The following is an 11,853-nucleotide window of genomic DNA, read 5'->3' on the forward strand; positions in this document are numbered from 1 at the left end:
CTTTATTGCGGTTGCAAATATACATACGTTTTTTATTTCTGCAACTATTTTTTAAATTTTTTTTCAATTAATTTCAATGAAATCAACCAAAGTTTTGTTTTTCAACCAAGTATGTAGTAAGAATTTTTTCAAAACTTGCTCCCACATTTACTGGAACATACTTAATTTTGTTCTGAGCACAAGTTAATGACAACTTTTTGAAGTACTCTGAGACGTTTTTTTCATACTCTTCTTTAATATTTTCAGCATATAAATTGATAATTTCACCCGATTCCACATCAATAAACTTCCTTGGAGTGTTGTCAAAATTGAAATTTAACTCGGTTTTCTCATCAATTACATGAAAAACTACTACTTTATGTTTGTTGTGTTTTAGATGCTGTAGCGCATTAAAAAGCTGCTCTTGATTTCCGTCTTGAAACATATCTGTAAAAAGCACAATCATTGAACGACGGTGCATCTTTTCGGCTATTAAATGGAGATAAGTAATAGTGTCAGTGTTCTTAGGAGTCTTAGAATTTTCAAGCAAATTTTCTAATTGATTTAATAACATTCTATGATGTCTATCACTTCCTTTTTCTGGTGCGTAGTATTCGTACGTATCAGAGAACACACTTAATCCAACAGCATCTCTTTGCTTCTTTAATAAATTCATCAAAACTGCAGAAGCTAGAACAGAAAAACCAATTTTACTTTCATAAAAAGGTTGATTACTTTTCAATTTTGGAAAATGCATCGAAGACGAATTATCAATAATCAAATGACAACGAAGATTGGTTTCTTCTTCAAAACGTTTAGTGTATAGTCTATCCGTTTTAGCAAAAAGCTTCCAATCAATATGCTTCGTGCTTTCTCCTGAATTGTAAATTTTGTGTTCAGCAAACTCAGCAGAAAACCCATGAAATGGTGACTTATGCATCCCTGAAATAAATCCTTCGACTACTTGATTAGCAAGTAATTCAAGATGTTTGAAACCTGATATTATTTCCTTTTGTTCTTCTATCCTCATAGTTCAAAGATAAATTGAAATATTTAAATTATTCTAATTTTAACAATTAAAAAACCCTTCAAAAATTTCTTTTCAAAGGGTTTCAAAACAATTATTATTAATTTATTATAGTAATGCGTCTATAGCATCTGTATAAGTTTTCTTTGGAGCAACACCAACTTGGCGACCAACAACTTCTCCATTTTGGAAAATTAAAACGGTTGGGATGTTTCTAACTCCGTATTTTGCAGCAAATTCTTGATTGGCGTCTACATCGACTTTTCCTACTACAGCTTTACCTTCGTATTCTGAAGAAACCTCATCAATAACCGGTCCAACCATTCTACATGGTCCACACCAAGCTGCCCAAAAATCTACTACTACTGGTTTGTCTGATTTTAATACTACTTCGTCAAAAGTAGCATCTGTTATTGCTAATGCCATATTTTTTTATATTTAGTTTATTAATTTTGAAGTACAAAGATAAAGAAACATTTCGCTTCTGAATTGTAACTTACATTACTTTTAACTATTTTTTTATTGAAAGAATTGATTAATTCAATTTAAAATTCACCTGCAACTTCTCTAATTGTTCCAATAATTCTTTTGAAATTTTCACTTTTAGCTTTCTACTTTTCATTTCCAAAGAAGTTATTTTACGTATTTCTTCAATTTCTGTTTTTGTTGTTGTCATTGGAAGTTCTTCTTCGTTTTCGGATTCTACTTCAATTATTTCATCTTCTCCTTCTGATTCATCATCTGTTAATTCAGCTGATGGAATTGGCATTGGAGCAGTAACTGTTTCAATCGTTCTTTTTACAATTTCAGTTTCTACTACTTCAAAATCTACTTGCTTATCACCTTCATTTTCTTGAAAAATAGCACTCAATTGTTGAATTAAATCTTGTCTTATATCTTTAATATTGATTTGAACTACTAATTTTTTTGCAAAAGTTGGTAAAACATCAGCTAATAATTTGGCATCAAGAAAAGTTATTCTCGGATCAGATTTCTTTCCTGTTTCACGGTTTACCCAACCATCTTTTACATTGATTTTAAAATAAATAAACTGATTATTCACTAAGAAATGACGGAATTTTAAATATTCTTCGTCAAAAATTCTAAAGTCATAACTTTCGTCATATCCTTCTAGAGTGAACATCGCCCAATCTTTTCCATTTTTACCTGTACGATATTGCACGTTGGTTACAATGCCTCCAAAAGTTAGATTTTTACCAATTAGGTTCCCTAAACTCTTTAAATGTGTCAACTTAACATTGCAGAAATAATTCATTTCAAATCGATAATCGTCAAGCGGATGTCCCGAAATGTAAATTCCGACAACCTCTTTTTCTTTGGCTAATTTTTCCATTGTACTCCATTCTTCACATGGTGGCACAACTGGTTCGGCAATTTGAACATCACTAGCTTCACCAAATAAACTCACTTGTGATGAATTTTCATTTTCTTGAAATTTGGAACCAAAACGCATGGCTTTTTCTAAAAATGTAATTCCTTCGCCTTCAATGTGGAAATATTGTGCACGATGTGTATCAGTAAAACAGTCAAATCCTCCGGCATAAGCCAAACTTTCAAAAGCTTTTTTATTGGCAGAACGCAAATCAATTTTTTTAGCCAAATCAAATATCGACTTGTAAGGAGCATCTTTTCTACTTTGAACAATAGTATCCACAGCATTGGCTCCAACGCCTTTAACAGCGCCCATTCCAAAACGTACGGCATTGTTTTCGTTTACCGTAAATTTATAAAATGATTCATTTACATCTGGACCAAGAACTTGCAATCCCATGCGCTTACATTCTTCCATAAAGAACGAAACTTGCTTGATATCATTCATGTTATTAGAAAGAACAGCTGCCATATATTCTGCTGGATAATGTGCTTTTAGATAAGCCGTTTGATATGCAATCCATGCGTAACAAGTGGAGTGCGATTTATTAAATGCATAACTTGCAAAGGCTTCCCAATCCTTCCAGATTTTTTCCAAAATTTTAGCATCATGACCTTTTGCTGCAGCTTGCTCGACAAATTTTGGTTTCATTTTATCCAAAGTTGGTCGATCTTTTTTCCCCATCGCCTTACGCAAAACGTCGGCATCACCTTTAGAGAAATCGGCTAACGATTGTGACAAAAGCATAACTTGCTCTTGATAAACTGTAATTCCGTAGGTTTCGCCTAAGTATTCTTCGCAAGCATCCAAATCGTATTTTATTTCCTCTTCCCCATTTTTTCTGCGAACGAAAGAAGGAATATATTCCAATGGCCCGGGACGATAAAGTGCGTTCATGGCAATTAAATCTCCGAAAACAGTTGGCTTTAAATCACGAAGGTATTTTTGCATTCCAGGAGATTCGTATTGGAAAATACCAACGGTTTCACCTCTTTGGAATAATTCATAAGTTTTAACATCATCAATTGGAAAAGTATCTGGATCTAATTGAATTCCGGTTCTGTATTTCACTAATTTGACCGTGTCCTTTATTAAGGTTAGGGTTTTCAAACCCAAGAAGTCCATTTTTAATAATCCAGCACTTTCAGCAACTGAGTTATCAAACTGAGTTACATATAATTCAGAATCTTTAGCTGTGGTAACTGGAACGAAATTCGTAATATCACTTGGCGTAATAATTACACCACAGGCGTGAATTCCAGTATTTCGTAACGAACCTTCCAAAACTTTAGCTTGTTGAATGGTTTCACCAGATAATTCACCGTCGTTAGCAATCGCGATTAATTCTTTTACTCTATCAAATTCATCCGAACGTAATGCTTTTTTGACGTCTTCTTCTTTTTCAGAAATAAAACGCGCCAAATTCCATTTAGAAGGCATCATTCCTGGAATTAATTTGGCAATTCTATCGGCTTCAAATAATGGCAAATCTAATACACGAGCGGTATCACGAATAGCTGATTTGGTTGCCATTTTACCATAAGTGATAATCTGAGCCACTTGATTTGAACCATATTTATTGATTACATAATCCATTACACGACCACGACCTTCATCGTCGAAATCAATATCAATATCGGGCATCGAAACCCTATCTGGATTTAAGAATCTCTCAAAAAGCAAATCATACTTAATAGGATCAATATTGGTAATTCCCAAACAATAGGCAACCGCAGAACCTGCAGCAGAACCACGACCTGGACCAACCGAAACATCCATTTTTCTGGCTTCGGCAATGAAATCTTGTACAATCAAGAAATAACCTGGATATCCTGAATTAGAAATTGTTAGTAATTCAAAATCCAATCGTTCTTGAATTTCTGGTGTGATTTCGCCATAACGTTTTTGAGCGCCATTCATTGTTAAATGTCGTAAATAAGCATTTTCTCCTCTTACTCCGCCATCGGCTTCGTCTTCTGGATTTGTAAATTCTTCTGGAATTGTAAATTTTGGAAGTAATACATCGCGATATAGTGAATACGTTTCAACTTTATCAATAATTTCTTGAACATTGATAATGGCTTCAGGTAAATCAGTAAATAGTTTTTTCATCTCATCTTCTGATTTGAAATAGTATTCCTGATTTGGCAATCCATAACGATAACCTCTACCTCTACCTATTGGTGTGGCTTGTTTTTCACCATCTTTAACACATAACAAAATATCATGCGCGTTTGCATCTTCTTTGTTTACGTAATACGTATTATTGGTAGCAACTAATTTTACTTTGTACTTTTGTGAAAACTCTATCAAGGTTTTGTTAACTCGATTTTCGTCCTCTTGATTGTGGCGCATGATTTCTAAATAAAAATCATCTCCAAATTGTTCTTTCCACCAAATTAGGGCTTCTTCAGCTTGGTTTTCTCCAACATTTAAAATTTTACTCGGAATTTCACCATATAAATTTCCTGATAAAACAATGATATCTTCTCTGTATTGCTCTACTACTGATTTATCAATTCTAGGAACGTAATAAAAACCATCGATGTATGCAATAGAAGACATTTTGGCTAAATTATGATAGCCTTTTTTATTCTTAGCTAGAAAAACTACTTGGTAGCCGTTATCTTTTTTGGTTTTGTCTTTATGATTGTCGCAAATATTGAACTCGCAACCAACGATTGGAATAATCTCATTGTCAGATGGTTCTTCTCCGTTTTCAATTGCTGCTTCAATTTTTGGTTTTACTGATTTATTGTGATTCATTACAGCGCTTACAAAATGAAATGCGCCCATCATATTTCCTGTGTCAGTCATCGCAACAGCATGCATTTTTGTTTTTGCAGCAGCAGCAACTAATGAAGGAATTCCTATAGTAGATTGTAAAACAGAAAACTGGGAATGATTGTGTAAATGAGCAAATCGAGATTGTTTAAAATCTTTTTTATCAGCATCAGAAATTGAAGTTTGAACAGTTTCTTCTTCACTTTTTTGAAGTTTTTTCCTAATTTGCTCAGATGCTTCTTTTAGGTTTATGTGTTTCAATCCAATTAATTGAACTGATCTTGGATTTTTTAATTGAAAATCTTCAAAATATTCTGGTTCAACATCCAGTTCTTCTTTTGTAAAAATTTCTGTACGAATTAGTTCTAAGAAACAACGTGTTGTAGCTTCAACGTCGGCAGTTGCGTTATGTGCTTCTGCAAATGGTTCGTTAAAAAGATATTGATGTAATTCGGTTAATGTAGGCAATTTGAATTTTCCGCCACGTCCACCTGGAAGTTTCAATAAAGATGCTGTAATTTCGGTACAAGTATCCAAAATAGGCATTTGCGACATGGGAGAACTAATTCCCATTCGATAGAATTCGCAACCCATGATATTGATATCAAACCCAACGTTTTGTCCGACTATAAATTTAGCTTTAGATAACGCTATGTTGAATTTCTCCAACATTTCTTTAAGTTGGATTCCTTGTTGTTGTGCTAATTCGGTTGAAATTCCGTGAATTCTTTCGGCATCGTAAGGAATATTGAAACCTTCTGGATTGATAAGATAATCTTGATGTTCAACAAGATTTCCCATATCATCGTGCAATTGCCATGCAATTTGAATACATCTTGGCCAATTGTCTGTATCAGAAATTGGTGCTGCCCAACTTTTTGGTAATCCTGTGGTTTCGGTGTCGAATATTAAATACATAGCTTTCAAAAATCAATGTCAATTGCAAAAATCAATAACAAATTCCGATATTAATTTGTGAATTTGTTATTTATCAAAAGTACATTTTAAGGAAGAGATTGTCAATTTTAGTTATTAACAATAAAAAAAACCATCCGAATTCTCGAATGGTTTTTGTAGTATAATAAGTTTGAAAAACTAGTATCTTCCTCTGTTACCGCCACCACTGTTTCTATCGTTGTAGCTTGAACCACCACCACGAGAATTACCACCACCATTGTAACCACCACCACTTGGACGGTTGTTAGAAAAAGATTTTCTTTCTCCTTCTGGTTTTGGTTCTGATTTGTTTACTACAATTGTACGACCTTCCACAGTAGCACCGTTCAATTCAGTAATTGCTTTTTCAGCTTCTTCATCGCTTTCCATTTCAACAAAACCGAAACCTTTACTTCTCCCAGTAAATTTATCAGTAATAATTTTAACAGAACTAACCGATCCGTACACTTCAAAAGACTCTCTTAAATCTGCTTCCTCAATACTCCAAGGAAGACTTCCAACAAAAATGTTCATAATTTTATTTTAAAATTCCTGTCAAAGGTAGGTTAAATAAAATGTAATCTACTATTAATTAGGTATTAATTATAATTTTAACAAAAAAACCGTTCCAAAATTGAGAACGGCTTTTTTATTATCTTTTATAATTTATGGTGCAGGAATAACAGGAATTTTATAAAAAGTTCCATATTGGAAGTTTACCATTTCTGGTCCAAGTGGATTATTGTTTGCATTTATAGCATTAAATTTAAAAGTACCTGTAACCGTATCACCAGTATTTTCAGTTATAACAACTTCTCCATTACTACCTTCTACATTTAAAACTCTCACTTTTGCATTATTTCCTCCACCAATAATAGTTATTAAATCTCCTGCTTTATAACCATTACCAGGAGAGGCAACTTTAACCGATGTTACAACACCACTAGTGTTTGTAATAACACTTAATGTTAATCCAGAACCTGAACCACCTGTAGTTGCATGTGAACTATTGCACGCATAACCACCATCCAATAAAACACAATCTGAAGTATATCCAGTACCGCCTGCAAACATTTGAGTATTCATTTTAGCAACCGGTCCATTTATAATTTTAGTTTCATAATACAAATTAATATCATCAAATGATGAAGAATATGAGGCTAAAGTATTTAAATTTGTTGTTCCAAGGTAATAAGTACCTTTTGCTCCACTAGCAATGTCAATTTCTACTTCTTCATCTTGTGCAAGAGCCACAAGTGTTAAAGCTCCATTTGATGATCTGTATGCTTTTACATCAATACCATTAAAAAAAACATCATCGCGATAAGCCTGAAAAGCAGGATTACTAAATTTAACTTCTTCACTACATGATGCCAAAGCAAGAGCAATTACTAATATAGAAACTATTTTTTTCATTTTAAATATATATTACAACCACAAAAATAGTTTTTTTCATGAATTAAGCTATTTTTTTTAACGAAAAATCGATGAAAAAGTATTTTTTAGGAATGTATTAGTTTGAATGAAAAACTTTTATATCTTTGCACCCTTAATTAATCGAGGTCGAGTACCTCAAAATTTAATCAAAAAGATTATGTCAGTAAAAATTAGATTACAAAGACACGGTAAAAAACAAAAACCATTTTACTGGATCGTAGCGGCTGATGCTCGCGCAAAAAGAGATGGTAGATTCCTTGAAAAAATAGGAACATACAATCCAAACACAAATCCTGCAACTATTGATTTAAACCTTGACCAAGCGGTACAATGGTTACACAATGGTGCTCAACCAACAGATACTGCAAGAGCAATTCTTTCTTACAAAGGTGCTTTATTGAAACACCACCTTGATGGAGGAGTTCGTAAAGGTGCTTTAACTCAAGAACAAGCTGATGCAAAATTAACTGCTTGGATTGATGAAAAAGCTGGAAAAGTTGATGCTAAAAAAGACGGATTGTCTAAAAAACAAGCTGAAGCTAAAGCTAAAGCACTGAAAGCTGAAACTGCTGCTAACGAAAAACGTGCAAATGCTGCTGCTGAAGCCTTGAAAGCAGCTGAAGCACCGGAAGTTGTTGAAGAAGAAGTTGCTGAAGTTACTGAAGAGGTTGTTGCTGAAGTTGCGGTAGAGGAAACTCCTGCAGTAGAAGAAGCACCAGCTACTGAAGAAGCTAGCGAAGAAACTGAAGCTTAATTTGTTGCGATAATGCGTAAAGAAGATTGTTTCTACTTAGGCAAAATCGCTAAAAAATTTAGTTTCAAAGGTGAAGTCCTTATCTATCTAGATACTGATGAACCAGAATTATACCAAGAAATGGAATCGATTTTTGTTGAATTCAACAAAAATTTGATTCCATTTTTTATTGAAAACTCCAATCTTCACAAAGGAGATTTTCTTAGAGTTAAATTTGAAGATGTAGATAATGAAGAGCAAGCTGATGAAATTATCAATTGTGAAGTTTATATGCCTTTAAATATGTTGCCAAAACTTGAAGGCAACAAATTCTACTTTCACGAAGTTATTGGTTTTGAAATTGAAGACCAACGTATAGGAGTTTTTGGAAAAATTGTTTCTATTAACGATACTTCTGCACAACCACTTTTTGAGGTTATAAATGGTAATGTCGAAATACTTGTTCCAATGATAGACCAATTCTTGGTTAAAATCGACAGAGAGAATAAGAAAGTAATTATGAATCTACCCGAAGGATTGGTAGAAATGTATCTTTAATTAGATTTTTAGATAGTTGGATTTTTAGACTCCTTAGATTTTATCTTTTACAAAAAAATGTCAACATTCAATTTCAAACAATTTACTGTTCAACAAGACAAATGTGCTATGAAAATTGGTACAGATGGGGTTTTACTTGGCGCTTGGTGTCCGATTGATAACAACCCTTTTTCGGTTTTGGATATCGGAGCTGGAACAGGAATTCTTTCTTTAATGTTGGCACAAAGGAGTAATGCTGAACAAATTGATTCTTTAGAAATTGATGAGGAAGCCTACGAACAATGTATGGAAAACTTCGAAAATTCTCCTTGGTCTGATAGATTATTTTGTTTTCACGCAGGTTTGGATGAATTTGTTGATGAACCCGAAGATGAATATGATATTATAATTTCAAATCCTCCATTTTATTCAGAAGATTATAAAACTGACAGTTCTCAACGTGATTTAGCAAGATTTCAAGATGCTTTACCATTTGAAGATTTGATTGAGGCTGCCGATTTATTACTTTCTGAAAATGGCATTTTTGCAGTAATTATTCCTTATAAAGAGGAAGAACGATTTATAGATTTATGTGCCGAAGTAGAACTTTTCCCTGTGAAAGTTACTCGCGTAAAAGGTTCACATACTACACCTATTGTAAGGAGTTTATTAGCTTTTAAACGATATGAACTTTCTGCTTTAACAGCTGACGAATTGGTTATTGAAATCAGTCGTCATGAATACACTGATGATTACATTAATCTTACAAAAGATTTCTACTTGAAGATGTAATTTCACTTTTAATAATATTCTTTCTTTTTTTCGTAAAAAAATTAACAAATTCTGAAAATTTATAACATTCGTTGAATGATATAATAAATTAGTTTATGTAATTTTGCCATCATTAAAATTTCAATCAAATGAAACCAGATTTATTTCAAGCTCCAGATTATTACTTGTTAGACGATTTGCTAACAGAAGAACATAAATTAGTTAGAGATTCTGCTCGTGCGTGGGTAAAAAGAGAAGTATCTCCAATAATTGAAGATTATGCACAACGTGCTGAATTTCCTAAACAAATCATTAAAGGTTTGGGAGAAATTGGTGGTTTTGGACCTTATATTCCAGAAGAATATGGCGGTGCAGGGTTAGACCAAATTTCGTACGGATTAATAATGCAAGAAATTGAAAGAGGTGACTCTGGAGTTCGCTCTACATCGTCAGTTCAATCATCTTTAGTAATGTATCCTATTTGGAAATTTGGAACAGAAGAGCAAAGAATGAAATATTTGCCAAAATTAGCAACAGGAGAATTCATGGGTTGTTTTGGATTGACAGAACCTGATCATGGTTCAAATCCAAGCGGTATGACTACAAACTTTAAAGACATGGGCGACCATTATTTATTGAACGGAGCTAAAATGTGGATATCTAATGCTCCTTTTGCAGATGTTGCAGTAGTTTGGGCAAAAGATGAATCAGGAAGAATTCACGGATTAATTGTTGAACGTGGCATGGAAGGTTTTACAACTCCAGAAACTCACAACAAATGGTCACTTCGTGCAAGTGCAACTGGTGAATTGATTTTTGATAATGTAAAAGTTCCGAAAGAAAATTTATTACCAGGAAAATCAGGTCTTGGAGCTCCAATGATGTGCTTGGATTCAGCAAGATACGGAATTGCTTGGGGAGCAATTGGTGCTGCAATGGATTGTTATGACACTGCTTTGCGTTATGCAAAAGAGAGAATTCAGTTTGACAAACCTATTGCTGGAACTCAATTACAACAAAAAAAATTAGCTGAAATGATTACCGAAATCACTAAAGCACAATTACTTACATGGAGATTAGGAGTTTTGCGTAATGAAGGAAAAGCTACAACAGCTCAAATTTCAATGGCAAAAAGAAATAATGTTGATATGGCAATAAATATTGCTCGTGAAGCACGTCAAATTCTTGGTGGAATGGGAATTACAGGAGAATATTCTATCATGCGTCATAGCATGAATTTAGAATCTGTGATTACTTATGAAGGAACACACGATATTCACTTGTTAATTACTGGTGCTGATATTACTGGCATTCCTGCTTTTAAATAATTGATTAAACAATAAATAAAATTGATATAAAAAGCTTCTCACATTCGAGGAGCTTTTTTACATTTGTATAGAATTTGTTACATGCAATAGTTACATTAAATCCGTATATAATTAAAAAAAACCACCATGAATATTGAAAAAATAAATACTAGTATTCAATCTCAAAAAAATCAATTATTACAACATTCGTTATACGAAAAAGTAAAAACAATTGATGATTTGCATACTTTCTTAGAAAATCATGTCTTTGCTGTTTGGGATTTTATGTCTTTATTAAAAGCTTTGCAAAACAAATTAACTTGCACAACCACGCCTTGGTTACCGATAGGAAATCCACAAATTCGTTACCTAATAAATGAAATTGTGGTAGCGGAAGAAACAGACTTAACTTTAGATGGGTTTCGTCAAAGTCATTTTGAAATGTATATTGATGCTATGGAACAATGTGGCGCAAATACTTCTCAAATTCATGATTTTTTAATCAATGTAAAAGCAACACAAAATATTTTTGTGTCTATCAAAAAAAGTGATTTGCATCCAAATGTGAAAGCTTTTTTAGATTTCACTTTTCGTGTAATTGAAGAAGGAAAACCGCACAAAATTGCCGCAGCATTTACCTTTGGAAGAGAAGATTTAATTCCGAACATGTTTACTGAAATTTTGAAAAACTTTCAGAACAATTTCCCAAAAACCGATTTATCAAAACTAATTTACTATTTTGAACGTCATATCGAACTCGATGCTGACGAGCATGGACCAATGGCAATGCAAATGGTTACAGAACTTTGCAGTAATTCAGAACAAAAATGGAAAGAAGTTGAACAGGTTTCTATTCAAGCATTAGAAAAACGTATTGGCCTTTGGGATGCTATTGAAGAACAAATGGAAGTAAGACTTGAAATGGTATAAAATATATATCTTTATCAAG

At 33.2% G+C, this 11,853-nt stretch carries 10 protein-coding genes; 5 read left to right on the forward strand and 5 right to left on the reverse strand.

Annotated elements, in window-relative coordinates:
* Positions 1–82: 82 nt before the first annotated feature.
* The 5 genes from ABD771_RS05470 to ABD771_RS05490 form a co-directional block, all read right to left on the reverse strand.
* Positions 83–1,009 carry a DUF58 domain-containing protein gene (locus ABD771_RS05470; protein ID WP_345091772.1) on the reverse strand — a complete coding sequence of 309 codons (927 nt, stop codon included), beginning with the start codon at positions 1,007–1,009 and terminating at the stop codon, positions 83–85.
* 105 nt (positions 1,010–1,114) lie between these two features.
* Positions 1,115–1,432 (reverse strand): thioredoxin, encoded by a 318-nt coding sequence (gene trxA, locus ABD771_RS05475; protein WP_026717477.1) that lies wholly within the window; start codon positions 1,430–1,432, stop codon positions 1,115–1,117.
* 109 nt (positions 1,433–1,541) lie between these two features.
* The gene (gene dnaE / locus ABD771_RS05480) at positions 1,542–6,101 is read right to left on the reverse strand and encodes a DNA polymerase III subunit alpha (RefSeq protein ID WP_345091780.1); all 4,560 of its coding nucleotides are present in this window, start codon (positions 6,099–6,101) and stop codon (positions 1,542–1,544) included.
* A 177-nt stretch (positions 6,102–6,278) separates the two neighbouring features.
* Positions 6,279–6,653 carry an RNA-binding regulator gene (locus tag ABD771_RS05485; protein WP_345091783.1) on the reverse strand — a complete coding sequence of 125 codons (375 nt, stop codon included), beginning with the start codon at positions 6,651–6,653 and terminating at the stop codon, positions 6,279–6,281.
* Between the two features lie 132 nt (positions 6,654–6,785).
* Positions 6,786–7,535 (reverse strand): DUF6252 domain-containing protein, encoded by a 750-nt coding sequence (locus tag ABD771_RS05490; RefSeq protein WP_345091786.1) that lies wholly within the window; start codon positions 7,533–7,535, stop codon positions 6,786–6,788.
* A gap of 178 nt (positions 7,536–7,713) precedes the next feature.
* On the opposite strand from ABD771_RS05490, the gene ABD771_RS05495 reads away from it, so the two are divergent.
* The 5 genes from ABD771_RS05495 to ABD771_RS05515 all read left to right on the forward strand — a co-directional run bounded on the left by ABD771_RS05495 (position 7,714) and on the right by ABD771_RS05515 (position 11,834).
* Positions 7,714–8,310: a 30S ribosomal protein S16 gene (locus tag ABD771_RS05495; RefSeq protein ID WP_345091788.1), complete on the forward strand. Its 597-nt coding sequence runs from the start codon at positions 7,714–7,716 to the stop codon at positions 8,308–8,310.
* Between the two features lie 12 nt (positions 8,311–8,322).
* Complete coding sequence (gene rimM / locus ABD771_RS05500) at positions 8,323–8,847, forward strand: ribosome maturation factor RimM (RefSeq protein WP_345091791.1); 525 nt, start codon at positions 8,323–8,325, stop codon at positions 8,845–8,847.
* Between the two features lie 57 nt (positions 8,848–8,904).
* Positions 8,905–9,618, forward strand: a complete 714-nt coding sequence (locus ABD771_RS05505; RefSeq protein ID WP_345091794.1) for a tRNA1(Val) (adenine(37)-N6)-methyltransferase — start codon at positions 8,905–8,907, stop codon at positions 9,616–9,618.
* Between the two features lie 128 nt (positions 9,619–9,746).
* Positions 9,747–10,925, forward strand: coding sequence for an acyl-CoA dehydrogenase family protein (locus ABD771_RS05510; protein ID WP_345091797.1), 1,179 nt, complete (start codon positions 9,747–9,749; stop codon positions 10,923–10,925).
* 126 nt (positions 10,926–11,051) lie between these two features.
* Complete coding sequence (locus ABD771_RS05515; RefSeq protein WP_345091800.1) at positions 11,052–11,834, forward strand: DUF3050 domain-containing protein; 783 nt, start codon at positions 11,052–11,054, stop codon at positions 11,832–11,834.
* Positions 11,835–11,853 lie beyond the last annotated feature (19 nt).

Source organism: Flavobacterium chungnamense (genome assembly GCF_039539165.1).
Taxonomy (GTDB): Bacteria; Bacteroidota; Bacteroidia; order Flavobacteriales; family Flavobacteriaceae; genus Flavobacterium; species Flavobacterium chungnamense.

Coding starts and splice junctions, on each gene's coding strand:
- rimM (WP_345091791.1), top strand. CDS start 8,323: ATGCGTAAAGAAGATTGTTTCTACTTAGGCAAAATCGCTAAAAAATTT.
- ABD771_RS05490 (WP_345091786.1), bottom strand. CDS start 7,535: ATGAAAAAAATAGTTTCTATATTAGTAATTGCTCTTGCTTTGGCATCA.
- ABD771_RS05485 (WP_345091783.1), bottom strand. CDS start 6,653: ATGAACATTTTTGTTGGAAGTCTTCCTTGGAGTATTGAGGAAGCAGAT.
- ABD771_RS05515 (WP_345091800.1), top strand. CDS start 11,052: ATGAATATTGAAAAAATAAATACTAGTATTCAATCTCAAAAAAATCAA.
- dnaE (WP_345091780.1), bottom strand. CDS start 6,101: ATGTATTTAATATTCGACACCGAAACCACAGGATTACCAAAAAGTTGG.
- trxA (WP_026717477.1), bottom strand. CDS start 1,432: ATGGCATTAGCAATAACAGATGCTACTTTTGACGAAGTAGTATTAAAA.
- ABD771_RS05470 (WP_345091772.1), bottom strand. CDS start 1,009: ATGAGGATAGAAGAACAAAAGGAAATAATATCAGGTTTCAAACATCTT.
- ABD771_RS05505 (WP_345091794.1), top strand. CDS start 8,905: ATGTCAACATTCAATTTCAAACAATTTACTGTTCAACAAGACAAATGT.
- ABD771_RS05510 (WP_345091797.1), top strand. CDS start 9,747: ATGAAACCAGATTTATTTCAAGCTCCAGATTATTACTTGTTAGACGAT.
- ABD771_RS05495 (WP_345091788.1), top strand. CDS start 7,714: ATGTCAGTAAAAATTAGATTACAAAGACACGGTAAAAAACAAAAACCA.